We start from the raw sequence: 18,067 nt of genomic DNA, 5'->3' as shown, positions 1-18,067 counted from the left end.
GCGCGCGCTGGCAGGCAGCCAGGGGCCCCGCACCTGCAGTCAACTGTCGACTGTCATCACAGTGTATTGTGCGCGGTCGGCGGGACGTTCTTCGAATGACCCGCCGGGGCTGAAGCGGAAGCGGTTGCTGAACCGCCGCCGCGCACTGCCGCAGCCCGGTTGAAGCTGAGGTGGATGCTGAAGGTGCCGGCGGGAAGTTCCGCTGCGCTGGCAGTTGTGTCGGGTAACACGTTGTCCGGTGTGGCCCGCTGCCAAGGATGGGGCATGGGTGTCCTTTGCTCCATTTCTGGATTCCTTTCATGCTCCGAGCTGCGTGGGTGTCGCTGTACCGGCGTCTGTGTCCGATCGCCGCCTTCTTCCTGTTCGGCCTGGTCGCCCTGTCGTTGTCGCGGCTGGGGCTGTCGCTGTGGCATGCCGCGCGGGTGAGTGCTGCCGACGGCTGGTCTACAGTGTTGCTGCAGGGGCTGCGGGTGGATGTGTCGACCCTGTGCCTGCTGTACGGCATCCCTGCGGTGCTGGCGCTGCTGTTGCCGCTGGAGGGAGGCGTGGGCCGCGCGTGGCGCCATCTGTTGCGGTGGTGGCTGATCCTGGCGAGCGTGCTGCTGGTGTTCATGGAACTGGCCACGCCGAGCTTCATGGCCGAGTACGGCCTGCGCCCCAATCGCCTGTTCCTGGAGTATCTGATCTATCCCGAAGAAGTCGGGATGACGCTGTTGCGCGGCCATCTGCTGGCCGTGGTGATCGAAGTTGCCGCTGTGATCGTGCTGTTCTGGGCATTGCTTCGCGGGTCGCGGCGCTGGGTCGGCAACAGCACGACGCTCGCAGTCGAAGCCGGATGGCTGTGGCGGCTGCCATTGGCGTTGCTGGTGCTGCTGCTGGCGGCGCTGGGCGTGCGTTCCAGCCTGGGTCATCGTCCTTTGAATCCGGCGCTGGTGGCGTTCTCCTCCGACCCCACCGTCAACGCGTTGCCGTTGAATTCGCTGTACACCGTCGGCCATGCCGCGCGGCAACTGGCGACCCGCAGCGAAACCTCGCGCGTCTACGGTGACCTGCCGCTTGCCGAGGTGGTCAGCGAACTGCGCGCCAGCAGCGGCCTGCCGGCATCGGCGTACGCCTCCGACGCGTTGCCGAGCCTGGCGCTGCGTCCGCCGCAGTACCAGGGCAGTCCGCGCAATCTGGTGATCGTGCTGGAAGAAAGCCTGGGCGCGCAGTTCATCGGCAGTCTCGGTGGACGACCGTTGTCACCCAACTACGACCGCCTGAGCACACAGGGCTGGGCGTTCGAACGGCTGTATGCCACCGGCACGCGTTCGGTGCGCGGCATTGAGGCGGTCCTGACCGGGTTCCCGCCGACCCCGGCCGAATCGGTGGTGAAGCTGCCTGCCAGCCGCCAGCGCTTTTTCACCCTGGCCGATGTGCTGGGGCGGCATGGCTACGACACCGGCTTCTACTACGGCGGCGAAAGCCACTTCGACAACATGCGCGAGTTCTTCCTCGCCAATGGCTTCACCCGCATCGTGGACCGCAAGGATTACCGCAAACCGGCCTTCGTCGGCTCCTGGGGCGCGTCGGACGAAGACCTGTTCGCTCGCGCCGACCAGCAGTTCCGGCAGCTGAAAGCGCAGGGCACGCCGTTCTTCGGCCTGGTGTTCACTTCCAGCAACCACGATCCCTTCGAGTTCCCCGACGGCCGAATCGACCTGTACGAGCAACCGAAGCAGACCCGTGACAACGCCGCCAAGTACGCCGACTACGCGCTGGGCGAGTTCTTCCGCAGGGCGATGGCCTCACCGTACTGGGAGGACACCGTGTTCCTGGTGGTGGCAGACCATGATTCGCGGGTGTTCGGCAGGAACATGGTGCCGATCGGCAACTTCCATATTCCCGGGTTGATCCTTGGCGGCGGCATCGAGGCGCGCCGCGATGCCCGCATCGTCAGCCAGATCGATCTGCCACCGACGCTGTTGTCATTGCTGGGCATTGCCGATGCCACCCCCACCGTTGGACAGGACCTGACCGACCTGCAACGGCTGCAGCCCGGACGCGCGCTGATGCAGTACGACCGCAATCTGGCGTGGATGGAGGGCAACGATGTGGCCATCCTGCAGCCGGACAAGCCAGCGCAGGGTTTCCGCTACGACCCGGCCAGCGACCAGCTGCAGCCGCAGCCGCTGCGGCCGGAACTGGCACGGCGCGCACATGCCTACGCGATGTGGGGCACGCTGGCCTACGAGAAAGAGCTGTACCGCTTGTCGGAGAGGGCCAGGCCCTGAGCCTGAGGTAGCGCCGGGCCATGCCCGGCGAGCGCGCAGCGCGGGCTGCGCCCGGAATGGAAGGTGTCTGATCGGAAAGCCGCCGGGTGTGGTCCGGCGCTACCACGACAGTGTCGACCAAGGTCGACACCTACCAGTAGCACTCCCCCCGGCGCATCGGGTGGAATGCGCGGGCAGTTCGATTACGCGTTCAACGCGTAGCCGAACTGCTGCTTGAACTGCTCGTTGAACTCATCGAAGGTGAAGCGCTGGTTCTGGGTGCCCGGGTGCTCGACCTTCAGCGCGCCCATCAGGTTGCCCATGCGGCCGATGGTCAGCCAGTCGAAGCCCTTCTGGATGCCGTAGATCAGGCCAGCGCGGAACGCATCGCCACAGCCGGTCGGATCAACCACGCGGCGCTCGTGCGCCGGCGGGATGTCGTAGCTCTTTTCCGGGGTGTGGATCACCGCGCCCTTCGGGCCGCGGGTGGTGATGTAGGCCTTGACCCGGCTGACGATCTCTTTTTCGTTCCAGCCGGTGCGTTCCTGCAGCAGGTTCGACTCATAGTCGTTGACCACCACGTAATCGGCCTGCTCGATGAACTCGCGCAGTTCCGGGCCGTTGAACAGCGGCATCGCCTGGCCCGGGTCGAAGATGAACGGCACGCCGTCTTCGTGGAATTCCAGCGCATTCTGGATCATGCCTTCGCGGCCGTCCGGGCCGACCAGGCCCAGGCTGACGCCCGGCACGTCGCGGACGTGGTTTTCGTAGGAACGCATCATCGCGCCCGGGTGGAAGGCGGTGATCTGGTTGTTGTCGTGGTCGGTGGTGATGAACGCCTGCGGGGTGAACAGCTCATCGATCACGCGCACGCGGGTGAGGTCGATACCCAGCGCATCGAAGTGTTCGCGGTACGGGCCGAAGTCCGAACCCACCGTGCCCATCGGAATCGGGTCGCCACCCAGCAGGTGCAGGTTGTAGGCGATGTTGCCGGCGCAGCCGCCGAACTCGCGGCGCATGCGCGGCACCAGGAATGACACGTTCAGGATGTGCACCTTGTCCGGCAGGATGTGATTCTTGAACTGGTCCGGAAACACCATGATGGTGTCGAAGGCAAGAGAACCACAGATCAGAGCGGACATCGATGTAAGCCTATGCGGTGAATTTTGGGGTGGGCCGGCCCACTTCGGCAGGCAAGCAAACGGCGCCCTTGGGCGCCCGACGGCGCAAAGGTTACCCGCTGGTGCCGCTCAGGGCCAGAACCGGGTGATGCCCGATCAGGCCGAAAGCCTGTGAAGGCGCGGGTTCAGCTAGTTTTCTCCTTGCTCGGCGGCAGGCGGGTTGCTAGGCTTGTCGACCTCGATTTCTGCCCATTTTTTCGCCATCCCGCGTTGGGCGCGACACCCCTCAGGATCAACTCCCAGATGTTCAAGAAACTGCGCGGCATGTTCTCCAATGACCTGTCCATCGACCTGGGCACGGCCAACACCCTCATCTATGTGCGTGGGCAGGGAATCGTGCTGAACGAGCCGTCCGTGGTCGCCGTGCGCCAGGACCGTGCCATCGGCGGTACCCGCTCCGTGGCTGCCGTCGGCGCCGAGGCCAAGCAGATGCTCGGCCGTACCCCGGGCCACATCACCACCATCCGCCCGATGAAGGATGGCGTCATCGCCGACTTCACCTACACCGAGGCGATGCTCAAGCACTTCATCAAGAAGGTGCACAAGTCGCGCTTCCTGCGCCCGAGCCCGCGCGTGCTGGTCTGCGTGCCGGCCGGTTCGACCCAGGTCGAGCGCCGCGCCATCAAGGAATCGGCCGAGGAGGCCGGTGCCCGCGACGTGTTCCTGATCGAAGAACCGATGGCAGCCGCGATCGGCGCCGGCATGCCGGTCACCGAAGCCCGTGGTTCGATGGTCATCGACATCGGCGGCGGCACCACCGAAGTGGCGGTGATCTCGCTCAACGGCATCGTCTATTCCGCCTCGGTGCGCATCGGCGGCGACCGCTTCGACGAGTCGATCACCAACTACGTGCGCCGCAACCACGGCATGCTGATCGGTGAAGCCACCGCTGAACGCATCAAGGTCGAACTGGGCTGTGCCTACCCGCAGGCGGAAGTGATCGAGATGGAAATCTCCGGCCGCAACCTCGCCGAGGGCGTGCCGAAGATGATCAAGATCAGTTCCAACGAGGTGCTCGAAGCCCTGCACGAGCCGCTGTCGGGCATCGTCAGCGCGGTCAAGCTGGCGCTGGAGCAGACCCCGCCGGAACTGTGTGCCGACGTCGCCGAGCGCGGCATCGTGCTGACCGGTGGTGGCGCCCTGCTGCGCGACCTGGACCGCCTGATCTCCGAGGAAACCGGCCTGCACGTGCAGGTGGCCGATGACCCGCTGACCTGCGTGGCCCGTGGTGGCGGTCGTGCGCTGGAACTGGTGGACATGCACGGCAACGAGTTCTTTGCGCCGGAATAAGCCGTCCCGGCTGCTTGCGCCCGCAGCGCCCCTCCGGGGTGCGGCCCGCCACGTTGGCGGGTCGGCACCGGCGGGGCGCCCGCGTGTTTCCCTTCCGCCTTCTGCCAGTTGAATCGTTGCCGTGCCGCCCTACGCCGGACCTCCCGTCGCTTCCCGATCCGGTGATGCCGCCAGCCCGCTGCGGCTGCTGGCCTATCTCGCACTGGCAATCACCTTGATCGTCCTCGATGACCAGGCCGGCTGGCTGGCGCGCCTGCGCGAGCAGGCCAACAGCCTGGTGCAGCCGGTGTGGGCGCTGGCCGGCCTGCCCGGCAAGCTCGGCGGCCAGGTGCGTGACACCGCTGCCAGCCACGGCCAGCTGGTGACCGAAAACCGTGAGCTGCGCAACCAGCTGCTGCTGGCCAACGCCCGCCTGACCCGCCTGCAGACCGCCGCTCTGGACAACGCGCAGCTGCGCGAACTGCTGAACGTGGCCGAGCGCAGTGGCCTGGACGTGCAGCTGGCGCCGATCCTGGACATCGACCTGGACCCGGTCAAACAACGGCTGGTGCTGGACGCTGGCAGCCGCGAAGGCGTGCACGTCGGCCAGGCGGTGATCGACGCCGGTGGCCTGATGGGGCAGGTGATCAGCGTGACCGGTGGCAACGCCACCGTGCTGTTGTTGACCGATCCCGACCATGCGGTGCCAGTGACCGTGGCCCGCAATGGCGTGCGCCTGATCGTCTACGGCCGCGGTGACAAGCTGGAACTACGTGACATCCCGCTCAGCGCCGGCGTGGAAGTGGGCGACGAGATCGTCACGTCCGGTCTTGGTGGCCGGTTCCCGGCCGGGTTCCCGGTCGGCACCATCACCGGCCTGCGCCCGGACGATACCCACGCCTTCCTGGTGGGCGAACTGAAGCCGGCCGCACAGCTTGATCGCGGCCGCGACGTGCTGCTGCTGCGCCCCGGCGCGGCGATCCGTATTCCGCCGAACCTGCGCCTGCAGATGGAACAGGCCGCTCCCGGTGGCCCGGCCGATGCCACAACGCTGCCGACCGGCACCGCGCCTGCAGCAACGCAGGCTACCCCGGTAGTGCCGGCCGCTGGCCGGCAGCCGTCCTCGTCTGCGACGAGCCCGGCTGCCCGCGCATCCTCCCTTACCCCGCGCCTTCGGCGCGCCCCCCTCAACAAGAGGGGGGCTCTCCCCCAGCCAGCTCCCCGGTAGTGCCGGCCGCTGGCCGGCAACCGCAGCAAACTCAACCGCAGCCCACCCAACCGCAGCCGGAGGCGCAGCGATGAGCCGCCTTCGCGACAACCGCTGGGTGCTGCCGGCCAGCCTGGTGGTGGCCCTGCTGCTGGGCCTGCTGCCGTTGCCGGCGCTGCTGCAGCCGCTGCGTCCGTACTGGCTGGCGCTGGTGCTGGCCTACTGGGTCATCGAAACGCCCGAGCGGGTCGGCCTCGGCATCGCCTTCGCCAGCGGTGTCGTCGCTGACCTCCTGTATGGCGGGGTGCTGGGCGAACAAGCGCTGCGCTTGGTGATGCTGGCCTTCATCCTGCAGCGCTTCCGCGCGCGCATCCGCTTCTTCCCGATGTCGCAGCAGATGCTGGCCATCGGCGGCCTGCTGTTCAACGATCGCATCGTCAGCGCGCTGGTCCATATCCTGGTGGGCGAGCCGACCCTGCCGTGGTCGTACTGGTGGGCACCGTTGCTGGGCATGGGCCTGTGGCCGCTGGTGTTCGTGCTGCTGGACGCGGTGCGCTTCGGCAAGCGCGGACGCTGAGCCATGCTGCCGCGCCGCCAGGTCAAGAATCCGCACGCAGAAGCCGAACAGTTCCGGCGCCGTGCGGCGTTGGGCTTCTTCGGCGTACTGGTCTGCCTGCTGGGCCTGGGCGGCTGGTACTTCAAGCTGCAGGTGCTGGACCACGACATCTACGCCACCCGCTCCGAAGCCAACCGCATCAAGCCGCGGCCGGTGGTGCCCGGGCGCGGCATGATCTACGACCGCAACGGCCGCCTGCTGGCCGAGAACGTGCCGGCGTTCCGCCTGGACATCACCCCGGACAAGGTCAAGGACATGGACGCCACCCTGGAAGGGCTGGCGAAGATCATCCAGATCAGTCCGGAAGAGCTGGAAGCGTTCAACAAGTCGCGCAAGGCGCGCCGCAAGTTCCTGCCGGTCACGCTGAAGCTGCGCATGAGCGATGAGGAAATGGCGCGCTTCGCCGTGGACCGCTGGCGCTTTCCCGGCGTCGAGCTGGAACCGTACCTGACCCGTCGCTATCCCTATGGCGACCTGTTCGCGCACATCATCGGCTACGTCGGCCGGGTCGACGACAAGGACCTGGAGATCCTCGGCGAGGGCAATGCCGCGCTGACCCACATCGGCAAGTCCGGCCTGGAGCGCTATTACGAGCAGGAGCTGCGCGGCAAGGTCGGCTACGAACAGGTCGAGACCAACGTGCAGGGCCGCGCGATCCGCACCATCGGCCGTGTCGCCGCGCAGTCCGGCGCCGACCTGCGGCTGTCGATCGATGCCGACCTGCAACGGGCGATGGTGGCCGCCTTCGGCGAGTTCGAAGGTGCCGCGGTGGCGATGGACCCGCGCACCGGCGAAGTGCTGGCGATGGTCAGCCTCCCGTCGTACGACGCCAACCTGTTCGTCAATGGCATCTCGCACGCCGACTTCAAGGCGCTCAATGAGAATCCCTCGCGGCCGCAGTTCAACCGCCTGGTGCTGGGTGGCGTGGCCCCCGGTTCGACCATCAAGCCACTGATCGGCCTGGCCGGCCTGGACAGCGGGGTGCGCCGGCCCGAAGACAAGATTCTTTCCACCGGCATGTTCTACCTGCCCGGCACCTCGCGGGGCTGGGGCGATGCCAACCGTGGCGGCCATGGCTGGACCGATCTGCGCAAGTCGATCACCCAGTCGGTCAACACGTACTACTACAAGCTGGCCCTGGACATGGGCATCGAGCGTTTCGACCACTACATGGGCTACTACGGCTTCGGCCAGCCGACCGGCATCGACCTGACCGGCGAGATCGGCGGCATCCTGCCGTCGCCGGCATCGAAGTACAAATCACGCAAGGAGCGCTGGTATCCCGGCGACACCGTCAACGCCAGCATCGGCCAGGGCGACTGGAAGGTCACCCCGTTGCAGCTGGTGCACGGCGTGGCCGGCATTGCCAACGGGCAGCTGCGCCAGCCGCACCTGGTGATGCAGCAGCGCGCCGGCTTCGATGCGGACTGGACGCCCATGCCGCAGGGCGAGAGCAAGCCGATCAGCCCGACCCCGAGCAACCTGCAGGCCGTGCGCGAGGGCATGATGGGCACCATGCAGCCCGGTGGCAGCGGCGCGCGCGCAGCGGCCGGCGCACCGTATGTGATGGCGGGCAAGACCGGTACCGCACAGGTGATCAGCCGCCGCGGTACCGCTGCGGTGAACCCGAAGAGCCTGCCGATGCACCTGCGCCATCGCGCGCTGTTCGTCGGCTTCGCACCAGCCGACAACCCGGTCATCGCCGTGGCGATTGCCGTGGAGGGCGGCGGCTACGGTGGTTCGGCAGCTGCGCCGATCGCTCGCAAGGTGTTCGATGCCTGGCTGCTGGGCAAGATGCCCGAAGGCATGCAGCCGCTGGACAGCGAACGCGGTACGACCGCGATCGGCGCCACCGCGTTCGACAACGAAGACGTGGGTGCGCGCCAGGCCGGCGACGCGGCTGCGGCGCAGCTGGGCGAGCATGCGGTCGTGGTCGGTGTACCGCCGCCGGCACCGGCACCTGCTCCGGCCACGCATCCTTCTGCGGCACTGCCGGCCACGTCACGTTCCACGGTTGCTGCGGAGGGCGCCCGATGAGTGCGTTCCTGCGTTGGGCCGGGGAAATGCTGCAGCGGTTCTTCAGCAGCCTCGACTGGCTGCTGTGCCTGGCCCTGGGCGCGCTGATGGTGATCGGCCTGGCGACCCTGAAGAGTGCTGGCGGCGACAGCCTGGTGATGGCGCAGGGCGTGCGCTTTGCCGTGGGCCTGGCGGCGATGTGGGGCATCTCGCGGGTGCCGATCCTGCGCATCCGCTCGGCCACGCCGCTGATCTACGCCATCTCGATGATCCCGTTGCTGGCGGTGTTCGTGCTGGGCACGGGCAAGTACGGCCGGCAGTGGCTGGACCTGAAGTTCTTCTACCTGCAGCCGGCCGAACTGCTCAAGGTCAGCCTGCCGATGATGGTGGCCTGGTACCTGCACAGGATGCCGCTGCCGCCGCGCTTGAACACCGTGCTGGTGGCGATGGTGATCATCGGTGTGCCGACCGGGCTGGTGATGCTGCAGCCGGACTTCGGCACCGGCGTGCTGATCGCCGCCAGTGGTGTGTTCGTGTTGCTGCTGGCGGGCCTGCCGTGGTGGTGGGTGGGACTGGGCGTGGGCGGTGTGGCAGCGGTGGCGCCGGTCGCCTGGTTCTGGCTGCTGCGGCCGTACCAGAAGGACCGCATCATGATGTTCCTCGACCCGGAAATGGACGCGCTGGGCGCGGGCTGGAACATCATCCAGTCGAAGATCGCCATCGGTTCCGGCGGTTTCGACGGCAAGGGCTGGGGCGAAGGCTCGCAGTCGCACCTGAATTTCATTCCCGAGCAGACCACCGACTTCGCGTTTTCGGTGCTGAGCGAGGAGTTCGGCTGGATCGGCGTGGCGCTGGTGCTGACGTTGTATCTGGTGGTGATCGGGCGCTGCCTGTGGATCGCCAGCCAGTCGCGCGATTCGTACTCACGCCTGCTGGCCGGTGCCACGGGTCTGGCGTTCTTCGTCTATGTGCTGGTGAACGGCGGGATGATTTCCGGCCTGCTGCCGGTGGTGGGGGTGCCGATGCCGTTGATCAGTTACGGCGGTACGTCGGCGGTGTCGCTGCTGGCCGGGTTCGGGTTGGTGATGGCGGTGCGTCGTCACAATCCGGTGCATGGCGGTTACGGGTAGTTTCCAGCCATCGGCGCAGCCCCTCGTGGGTGGGCGCTGAAAGCAACAGCCGTGGTTGGCCGGGCGGGGTGGATTCGCGGGGGACGCCGTGAACCCATCCCTGGGGGCTTGGCCGCGGCATCCATGCCGCGGACACCCCCGCGAACCCACCCCGCCCGGCCTCTGACAGTTTCCTGCGGTGGCCACCCACGCAAAGAGAAATAAAGCAGAGCAGAAGCGGGTCGCTTCGCTCTTTGTAGTGCCGAGCCATGCTCGGCTCAGGGCCGGCATGCGCTGTACGAGAGGCAGGCGAGGGCACAGCGACGTGCGCATTACGCGGCCTGCAACTGCACATCCACGTATTCCGACAGGCCTCGGCAGGCCAGCAGCAGGCCTTCGCGGGCGTCGTCGGGCAGGTGCTGCGTGTCGTCGCCGTCCACGCGTACGCGTTCGCTGGCGTGCAGCAGTTCCAGCAGGAAGGTCAGCCCGGCATTGGCGCGGTCGATGCGCGCCATCGCCATGCACTGCGCCTGTGTTCGCCCTTTGCTCGGCCACGGCTGGCCATCTGCCGCTTCCACCTGGCGGATGCGCTGCAGGCAGTCCAGCAGGGTAGGGCCGCCCGGCGCGTTGGCGGCCTGCGTTGCAGTGAGCGTGGTTTCCAGCGCGCGGGCGATGTCATGCGGCAGCTGGTGAGCAGCCTCGCCCAGCGTGGCGAACAGGTATGGGTAGGTGGAAGCGGACATGGCGGGGTCCTCGTGCGGTCGGCAAGGGCCACCCCGCGTGGAGGCGAGGGTGGCAGGCGATGCGTGGCTCCAATACCGGTGATAGACGCTGGAACGCCGGCGGGCACGAGGCCCTCCACGCACCGCCCGCCAAAGACGCACGGACGGATTGCCAGCCGACGCCGCTCAACAGGGAAAAAGCGACGCCGGCTGGCAAGCGTAAACAACGCATCTATCAAACGGGATTGGAGTCCCGTGCCACCCGTTGTCGGTGGCCGCACATGATGTGCACGGGGCCCTTGCGGCTCCAATCAGAATTGTTTGAAACCCGGAAAATCCGGGCGCCCAAGGCCGTTGTCGCCGAAGGAGTCGATAGCGTCAAACAGCGCTGACAGCTTCGCGAAAGCGCCGGTTGCTACCGTGCCGCGGGTGAAATGGAAACGAATGCTTGGTGGCTGCCGTGAGGCGCTGCGTACGATCGATCTGCCGTTGCTGATCGCGTTGTTGATCCTGATGGGCGCAGGCCTGGCGGTGCTGCACAGCGTGAATGGGCCGGTGCACGGGCAGGCGATGCGCTTTGCCGGTGGCCTGGTGGCGATGTGGCTGCTGTCGCGGGTTTCGCTGCTGCGCCTGCGCGCGTGGACGCCGGCGATCTATGCACTGTCGATGCTGCCGCTGATGGCGGTGTACGTGATCGGCACCGGCAAATACGGGCAGCGCTGGCTCAACCTCGGCGTGTTCTACCTGCAGCCTTCGGAACTGCTCAAGCTCAGCCTGCCGTTGATAATGGCTTGGTATCTGCACCGCCAGCCTCTGCCGCCATCGCCGCGCACGGTGCTGACGGCCGCAGTACTGATCGGGGTGCCAGCGCTGCTGATCCTGATGCAACCCAATCTCGGTACCGCCACCCTGGTCACCGCCAGCGGCGTGTTCGCCCTGCTGCTGGCGGGCCTGCAGTGGCGCTGGGTGGCGGCCGGACTGGGCGCGGTGTCGGTGGCTGCGCCGTTGGCCTGGTTCGGGCTGCTGCGGCAATACCAGAAGAATCGCGTGCTGACCTTCCTGGATCCGGCTGCCGATCCGTTGGGCACCGGCTGGAACATCCTGCAGTCGCGCATCGCCATCGGCTCGGGTGGCCTGCAGGGCAGGGGCTGGGGGCACGGCACGCAGGCGACGTTGGATTTCCTGCCCGAGTACACCACCGATTTCGCGTTCTCGGTGCTGGCCGAGGAATTCGGCTGGATTGGCGTGGTGACGGTGTTCGCGCTGTATCTGTTCGTGGTCGGGCGTTGCCTGTCGATCGCGGTGCAGGCACGCGACACGCACGCGCGGTTGTTGGCAGGCAGCCTCGGCCTGGCGTTCTTCGTGTACGTGCTGGTCAACGGCGGGATGATTTCCGGCTTGCTGCCGGTGGTGGGCATTCCGATGCCGTTGATCAGTTATGGCGGCACCTCGGCGGTGTCGTTGCTGGCGGGGATCGGGCTGGTGATGGCGGTGCGGGGCATCGGCCGGTGCACGCGTAGGTTTCCAGCCAACGGCGCAGCCCTCGTGGGTGGGGGCGGGTGGGTCGTGGAAAGCTGGATTGCTGAGGGCTGGCCGGGCGGGTGGATAGTGCGGGGACGCCGTGAACCCATCCCTGGGGTATTGTCCGCGGCATCCATGCCGCGGACACCCCGCACTATCCACCCGCCCGGCCAACCCTCATGAATCGCTTTGCGCCCACCCACGAGGGGCTGCGCCGTTCGCCGACCTTCGCCGCCGATGCGCGCATGAATCTGCGCAAGCGCATTTCTGTAATCGTTCCCACAACGCCGCACAGCAGCATCGCCGCTGACGAAGTTCCATTAAAAGTGGGCGCCAATTCACATTTTGACGCCGCGTTGATCCTGATCAATGGACTTGTCGCAATCGGCCTGCACAATGGCGGCCCGTTCGGCATGGCGCGCCGTCTTTGATGCAGCGCGAGGGGCGTCGGATGGGAAAGCAGTACTGATCCAACGGGTACAGGGAGCGCGGAGTACTGCCACTGGGGAGCGGCAGCCGCGCAGGTACCGACCGGGTCCGGCGGCCGGTTGCGTCTGCGGGGATGGGGACGCAACCGGCAACCTCTGCCTGAATGGGGCAGGTCAATCACAACGTCTTCACATTTCGCGCTGAACGCGTGCAAATCGTTGTGATTCATGGTGTTAGGGGTTTTAATTCATCCATGACCTGCTAATCTGCGGTGATGATTCGACGTTCTCTGGCCTGCATGCTCACCCTCGGCCTGGTCGCCTGCGCGACCCAGCCGACGTCCCCACCGACTTCGCCACAGGCCAGCAGTACGCCGCGCCACCCGGCGGCCAAGCCCCACGGCCCGGCCGAGGCCGCGCCGGAAGCGACCGCGGCCACGGCAGCACCGGTCGATCTCACCCCGGTGCCGTTCGAAACCGCGCGCGCCAGATTCATTGCCGACACTGCCAAGCGCTACGGCCTCAAGCCCGACGAGATCCGCAACGTGCTCGACCAGGCGCAGGTGCGCCAGCCGATCATCGCCGCCATGTCGCGGCCGGCCGAACGGGTCAAGCCGTGGAACGAATACCGGCCGATGTTCATCAGCAAGGCACGCATCGATGGCGGCAAGGCGTTTCTTGCCCAGCATCGCGCCGAACTGGACCGTGTGCAGCAGCGCACCGGCGTACCGGCGGAAGTGATCGTGGCGATCATCGGCGTGGAAACCAGCTACGGCAAGAATGCCGGCAGCCATCGCGTGCTCGATGCGCTGTACACCCTGGCCTTCTATTACCCGCGCAGTGGCGACCCGGCCAAGCTGGAGCGCGAAGTGCGCCGCGAGCTGTTCTTCCGCGATGAACTGGCCAAGCTGTTCGAGCTGGGCCGCGAGGAAAAGCTGGACATCACCACGCTCAAGGGCAGCTACGCCGGTGCGATGGGCATGGGCCAGTTCATGCCCTCCAGCTATCTGGATTACGCTGTGGACGGCAACGGCGATGGTCGCCGTGACCTGTTCACCAGCTACGACGACGTGTTCTCGTCCATCGCCAACTACTTCGTGAAGAAGGGCGGCTGGGTGCGCGGCGGCCAGGTTGCCGTGCCGGCCACGCTCGCCGCCGGCCGCGAGGAGTTCAACCCGACCGAGTGGATGCCCACCTGGTCGCTGGCCGACCTGGCCCAGCGCGGCTACCAGCCCAGCGCGGCGGTGCAGCCCGGTGCCACCGCCACCCCGATCACCCTTGAAGGCAGCACCGGCAAGCAGTACTGGCTGGGCTTCCAGAACTACTACGCAATCACCCGCTACAACCTCTCGAAGATGTACGCGATGGCCGTGTTCCAGTTGTCGCAGGCCATTGCCGGACAGGAGCTGCCCCCGGCATGAACATCAGATGGCTGGTCCCTGGATTGATCGTCCTCGCGCTGGCCGCCTGCAGCAGCGCGCCGAAAAAGCCGGCGACCGCCGGCCACGGTGGCAAGCCGTCCGGCACGGTGGTGCAGGGCAAGGATGGGCGTCCGGCGCATTGTCCGGAGGGCTCGCCGTACGCGGCGGCCACCGAGGACCTGTCCACCCGTGGCAACTACACCGCCGGTGGCCTGTACAAGCCCGGCGTGAAAGACACCACGCCCAGTTACGTGCCCAACGTGGCCTGTATTCCCGAGCCGGTGGTGACCAATGAGGATCGCTCGGCGATCGGCAACAAGTCGCCCTACGTCGTGCTGGGCAAGCAGTACAAGGTGCTCGACGACACCCGCAACTACGTTGAACGCGGCACCGCTTCGTACTACGGCGCCAAGTTCCATGGCCGCCTGACCTCCAACCGCGAGGTCTACGACATGTACCAGTTCACCGCTGCGCACAAGACCCTGCCGCTGCCCAGCTTCGCCCGCGTGACCAACCTGGACAACGGCGAATCGGTGATCGTGCGCGTCAATGATCGTGGCCCGTTCCACGATGGCCGCGTGGTCGATCTCAGTTACGCCGCCGCTGTGCGCCTGGGCATCACCCAGCGCGGTACCGGCAACGTGGAAGTGCGCGCGCTGCAGCCGGGCGAAGGCAACCTGATGGCGCAGAAGCCCTCGCGCCGCGAACGCCGTGCTGCGGAAGCGGCTGCGGCCACCGCTGCCGTCGCCAGCGCGCGCCCTGTACCCGCCGCACGCGCAGTTGCCGACAGTGACATCGATCGCCTGGTCAAGCGCCTGCCGGCCGACGCCGCTCCCGAGCGCGGCCAGCCGGCTACCACCCAGGCCGCTGTCAGCACGATGCCGGAAGTGGCGGTCAGCAGCCTGCCGCCCAGTGCACCCGCGTCGCGTCCGGCAGCGCCGGTCGTGGCCACCGCCATGCCGCGCAGCCCGGCCCCGGCCAGCAGCCCCAGCTTGTCGCAGAAGGTGGTGGGCGCGGTGATGCTGCAGGTCGCCAGCTTCTCCAACCGCGACAACGCCAACCGGGCGATGGGCCAGCTCAACGCTGCCGGCATCGTCGGTGCCACCATCAGCGACATCGCTGCCGGTGGTCGTACCCTGTGGCGCCTGCGGGTACCCGCCAGCGACCATGCCAGCGCGGCGGAACTTGCCGGGCGCATCTCGGGTCTGGGCTTTGGCTCGCCACAGATCGTCAAGGACTGATTCCGCCCGGGCCGGTGCTGCCGGCCCTTGCCACCTCGGCCTTACAATGGCCACCTCGCCCCATCCTTCATTTTCCGGCCGTCCCCTGGAGCCTGCTGTCCCATGAATTTCCGTTCCGCCGCCACTGCCCTGGCCGCCACCCTGGTGGTGGGCCTGGCCTCCGCCCAGACGCCGCTGCCGACCCGGCCACCCCGGCGCCTGCCGCCGCTGCTGCCCCGCCACCGTGGCCACGCCGCCGGCGCCTGCACCCAGCGTTTCCAAGGCCTGGGTGCTGATGGACTACGCCACCGGCCAGGTGCTGGCAGGCGAGAACATCAACGAACAGCTGGCCCCGGCCAGCATCACCAAGGTGATGACGTCGTACGTGATCGCCGCCGAGGTCAAGAACGGCAAGGTCCGTCCCGATGACCAGGTGATGATGAGCGAACGCGCCTGGCGCGAAGGTGGCGCCGGCACCGACGGCAGCTACAGCGGCTTCCCGGTCAACCAGACCGCACGCCTGGAAGACATGGAAAAGGGCATGGCGATCCAGTCCGGCAATGACGCCGCGATCGCCCTGGCCGAGCACGTGGCCGGCAGCGAAGAAGCCTTCGCTTCGCTGATGAACAGCTACGCCGCCAAGATCGGCATGAAGAACTCGCACTTCGTGAACGCCCACGGCCTGACCGCCCCGGGCCATCACAGCAGCGCCTACGACCTGGCCCTGTTGGGCCGCGCGATGGTGCGCGACTACCCGGAAACCTACGCGTACAACAAGATCAAGGAATTCCAGGTCGGCACCATCAAGCAGCCCAACCGCAACCTGCTGTTGTGGCGCGATGGCAGCGTGGACGGCATCAAGACCGGCCACACCTCCGAGGCCGGCTACTGCCTGATGAGCTCGGCCCAGCGCGGTGACCAGCGCCTGGTCGCGGTGGTGCTGGGTGGCGCGTCGGAAAAGCAGCGCGCCGATGACAGCCTGGCCCTGTTGAACTGGGGCTTCCGCTTCTTCGAGACCCACCGCCTGTACGAGCCGGGCAAGGCCGTGGCCGAGCACAAGGTATGGAAGGGCACCACCGACAAGGTGCAGCTGGGCGTGGCGCAGCCGATGCTGGTCAGCGTGCCGCGCGGTCGCTACAACGACCTGAAGCCGAGCATCGACGTGCCCAAGACCCTGGAAGCGCCGTTCACCGCTGGCCAGCAGATCGGCACCGTCAAGGTCACCCTGGATGGCAAGCTGGTGGCCGAAGCGCCGCTGGTGGCTGTGGCCGCCGTCGAGCAGGCCGGCTTCTTCAAGCGCCTGTGGGACAGCTTCTGGATGTGGTGGGAATCGGAATGATCCGCAGCCTGCTGCGGTGAATGGAAAAGGCCGGCGAATGCCGGCCTTTTTCGTGGGATCCCGCCGGGCATGGCCCGGCGCTACCGGCGATCGGGTAGCGCCGGGCCATGCCCGGCGGACGCAGCCCCTCGCTTACAGCGAGCGGCTGATGGTGAAGCTGCCGAACACCGGGGCTTCGCGCTGGCCATTGAACTCGCGGGTGCTGTGGTAGCGGGCTACCGCGAACTTCCAGCGGCCGCGCATCACTGCCACGCCGTAACCGCCGTAGGCGACCACGTGGCGCTTGTCCACGCTGTGGCTGTTGCGGAACGTGTTGCCGTCCAGGGTGATATCGCGGATCACCCACGCCGCATCGGTGGTGGCGAACATGTGCCACGACCAGCCACTGGGCTTGCCCCCCCGGGTCGGCGCGGTGTTCTCGCCGGCCGGGCGCAGCGGGGTGCTGCCGAAGTCGTCGGGCAGCTTCCAGCCGAAACGCACTTCGCCGCCGACGTTGGCCTTGGTTTCCAGGTTGCCGATCGAGCCGCCGTAGTGGCTGATCGCATCCCAGCCCCAGCCATCGGCATTGATGCTGGCATCGCCCGGCCAGCGGCGCATGCGCTCGTGGGTCAGCATGAACACCGGTTCGTTGTGCAGCTGGTTGTCCCAGCCCTGGAACTTCTCATCCCCCAGCACGTCGTGCACCGCGTTCTGCACCTGCCGGCCCTGCGCCCACGGGCCCACCACGCCCAGGGTCAGCTGGGTGGTCTGCAGGTGGTCGCCGCTGCGTGCGTTGTAGCCGAAGCTGGCCACCAGCACGCCCGCATACGGGCGGTCGTCTTCGATCAGGTCCTTCCGGGTGAAATCGGTGGGGGTGAAGATGCCCTGGGCCAGGCTGAAGATCATGTTCTGCTGTTCGAACCTGCCCGGGTGCAGTGCCTCCAGGTGGCTGTTCACCCAGCGCGCCAGGCGCGGCAGGCACGGGTCGTCGGTGTAATCGACCAGGTTGGGCGAGACCAGGGTCAGCTGGGCGCCGTTGGTATAGCCCTGGTCCTGGTGGCGGCCGCCGAACAGGTCGTTGTCGACGCGGAAATTGACCTGCGGCGGATGCTCGCGCATCGCGTCCGGGCCGCATTGCTCGGCTGCGTAGGCGGAAAGGGGGAGGGCGGTGGCCAGCAGGCCGGACAATCCAAAGGATGCGAGGTGGCGCATGGATGGGATGATCATCGGGAAGGGGGCTTTTGTCTGTCGTTTTATGCAACGACACGGTACTCCCGGCGCTGTGATGGAACGAGCGCGCTGGGATCACTTGTCTGTTCCGAAAACAACATTGTCTGATCGATACAATCGGTTACCGCAGGTGAAGCCGCAGCGATGGGGCAGGGGCCCTCGGAGGTGGGTCCAAGCCTGAATGGATGTTCAGCTGCAACGCAGCGGCCCGCCCGCAGGGCCGCCGGCTTACATGAATACTCTTGGGTTTGTTGCCCTGCGGCCCGATAATGGGCGCATGGAAATCAAGTCCGACAACCCCGAACACGGCTTCCAGTTCCCCGGTCAGTTCGAGCTCAGCGCGATGGGCCCGGCCAACCGCGGCCTGGAGCATGAACTCCCCCGCCTGCTGCTGGCTGCTGGCGTTGACGTGGTGAACGAGCGCATCAGCTGGAAGCATTCGTCCAACGGCAAGTACGTCTCGGTGCGCCTGGTCTTCCGGGCCGAGAGCCGCGAACAGTACGACGTGGCCCACCAGGCCCTGCGCGACCACCCGGAAGTGAAGTGGACGGTGTAGC

The 18,067-nt window shown here is 67.0% G+C and carries 14 protein-coding genes and 1 pseudogene; 12 read left to right on the top strand and 3 right to left on the bottom strand.

Annotated elements, in window-relative coordinates:
- Positions 1–299 precede the first annotated feature (299 nt).
- A complete protein-coding gene (locus D0Y85_RS17515) occupies positions 300–2,273 on the top strand; it encodes an LTA synthase family protein (protein ID WP_117311413.1) in 1,974 nt (657 codons plus the stop codon).
- Between the two features lie 182 nt (positions 2,274–2,455).
- Here D0Y85_RS17515 and D0Y85_RS17510 read toward each other — a convergent pair whose 3' ends face one another.
- Positions 2,456–3,394: a carbohydrate kinase family protein gene (locus D0Y85_RS17510; RefSeq protein ID WP_059065157.1), complete on the bottom strand. Its 939-nt coding sequence runs from the start codon at positions 3,392–3,394 to the stop codon at positions 2,456–2,458.
- A gap of 282 nt (positions 3,395–3,676) precedes the next feature.
- On the opposite strand from D0Y85_RS17510, the gene D0Y85_RS17505 reads away from it, so the two are divergent.
- The 5 genes from D0Y85_RS17505 to rodA (D0Y85_RS17485) all read left to right on the top strand — a co-directional run bounded on the left by D0Y85_RS17505 (position 3,677) and on the right by rodA (D0Y85_RS17485) (position 9,671).
- On the top strand, positions 3,677–4,723 hold the full coding sequence (locus D0Y85_RS17505; protein ID WP_017355500.1) for a rod shape-determining protein: 1,047 nt from the start codon (positions 3,677–3,679) through the stop codon (positions 4,721–4,723).
- Positions 4,724–4,844: 121 nt separating this feature from the next.
- Positions 4,845–5,930 (top strand): rod shape-determining protein MreC, encoded by a 1,086-nt coding sequence (gene mreC / locus D0Y85_RS17500; RefSeq protein WP_117311412.1) that lies wholly within the window; start codon positions 4,845–4,847, stop codon positions 5,928–5,930.
- A 70-nt stretch (positions 5,931–6,000) separates the two neighbouring features.
- Positions 6,001–6,486, top strand: coding sequence for a rod shape-determining protein MreD (mreD, locus tag D0Y85_RS17495; RefSeq protein WP_117311411.1), 486 nt, complete (start codon positions 6,001–6,003; stop codon positions 6,484–6,486).
- 3 nt (positions 6,487–6,489) lie between these two features.
- The gene (mrdA, locus tag D0Y85_RS17490; protein ID WP_117311410.1) at positions 6,490–8,562 is read left to right on the top strand and encodes a penicillin-binding protein 2; all 2,073 of its coding nucleotides are present in this window, start codon (positions 6,490–6,492) and stop codon (positions 8,560–8,562) included.
- Positions 8,559–9,671, top strand: coding sequence for a rod shape-determining protein RodA (gene rodA, locus D0Y85_RS17485; RefSeq protein WP_117311409.1), 1,113 nt, complete (start codon positions 8,559–8,561; stop codon positions 9,669–9,671). The genes mrdA and rodA (D0Y85_RS17485) overlap by 4 nt, the downstream gene beginning before the upstream one ends.
- Positions 9,672–9,982: 311 nt before the next feature.
- On the opposite strand, the gene D0Y85_RS17480 is transcribed toward rodA (D0Y85_RS17485), so the two are convergent.
- On the bottom strand, positions 9,983–10,393 hold the full coding sequence (locus D0Y85_RS17480) for a hypothetical protein (protein WP_033832245.1): 411 nt from the start codon (positions 10,391–10,393) through the stop codon (positions 9,983–9,985).
- A 408-nt stretch (positions 10,394–10,801) separates the two neighbouring features.
- On the opposite strand from D0Y85_RS17480, the pseudogene rodA (D0Y85_RS17475) reads away from it, so the two are divergent.
- From rodA (D0Y85_RS17475) to D0Y85_RS17455, 5 genes and pseudogenes are all read left to right on the top strand, one after another.
- Positions 10,802–11,872, top strand: a pseudogene (gene rodA, locus D0Y85_RS17475) (rod shape-determining protein RodA); the annotation flags it as partial.
- A gap of 200 nt (positions 11,873–12,072) precedes the next feature.
- The gene (locus D0Y85_RS17470) at positions 12,073–12,324 is read left to right on the top strand and encodes a hypothetical protein (protein ID WP_088100959.1); all 252 of its coding nucleotides are present in this window, start codon (positions 12,073–12,075) and stop codon (positions 12,322–12,324) included.
- 272 nt (positions 12,325–12,596) lie between these two features.
- The gene (mltB, locus tag D0Y85_RS17465; protein WP_117311408.1) at positions 12,597–13,742 is read left to right on the top strand and encodes a lytic murein transglycosylase B; all 1,146 of its coding nucleotides are present in this window, start codon (positions 12,597–12,599) and stop codon (positions 13,740–13,742) included.
- Positions 13,739–14,983 carry a septal ring lytic transglycosylase RlpA family protein gene (locus tag D0Y85_RS17460; RefSeq protein WP_117311407.1) on the top strand — a complete coding sequence of 415 codons (1,245 nt, stop codon included), beginning with the start codon at positions 13,739–13,741 and terminating at the stop codon, positions 14,981–14,983. Before mltB ends, D0Y85_RS17460 begins: the two co-directional genes overlap by 4 nt.
- A 223-nt stretch (positions 14,984–15,206) precedes the next feature.
- Positions 15,207–16,301 (top strand): D-alanyl-D-alanine carboxypeptidase family protein, encoded by a 1,095-nt coding sequence (locus D0Y85_RS17455; RefSeq protein WP_132824169.1) that lies wholly within the window; start codon positions 15,207–15,209, stop codon positions 16,299–16,301.
- Between the two features lie 132 nt (positions 16,302–16,433).
- Here D0Y85_RS17455 and D0Y85_RS17450 read toward each other — a convergent pair whose 3' ends face one another.
- The gene (locus D0Y85_RS17450; protein WP_080149824.1) at positions 16,434–17,507 is read right to left on the bottom strand and encodes a lipid A deacylase LpxR family protein; all 1,074 of its coding nucleotides are present in this window, start codon (positions 17,505–17,507) and stop codon (positions 16,434–16,436) included.
- Between the two features lie 280 nt (positions 17,508–17,787).
- Between D0Y85_RS17450 and D0Y85_RS17445 the strand changes: the two genes are divergently transcribed.
- The gene (locus tag D0Y85_RS17445) at positions 17,788–18,066 is read left to right on the top strand and encodes a YbeD family protein (RefSeq protein WP_117311406.1); all 279 of its coding nucleotides are present in this window, start codon (positions 17,788–17,790) and stop codon (positions 18,064–18,066) included.
- The last annotated feature ends 1 nt before the right edge of the window (position 18,067 follow it).

It is taken from the genome of Stenotrophomonas sp. G4, assembly GCF_003428825.1.
Lineage (GTDB): Bacteria > Pseudomonadota > Gammaproteobacteria > Xanthomonadales > Xanthomonadaceae > Stenotrophomonas > Stenotrophomonas indicatrix.
Note: the sequence above shows the minus strand (reverse complement) of the source record. Positions and strands in the feature narration are given on the sequence as shown.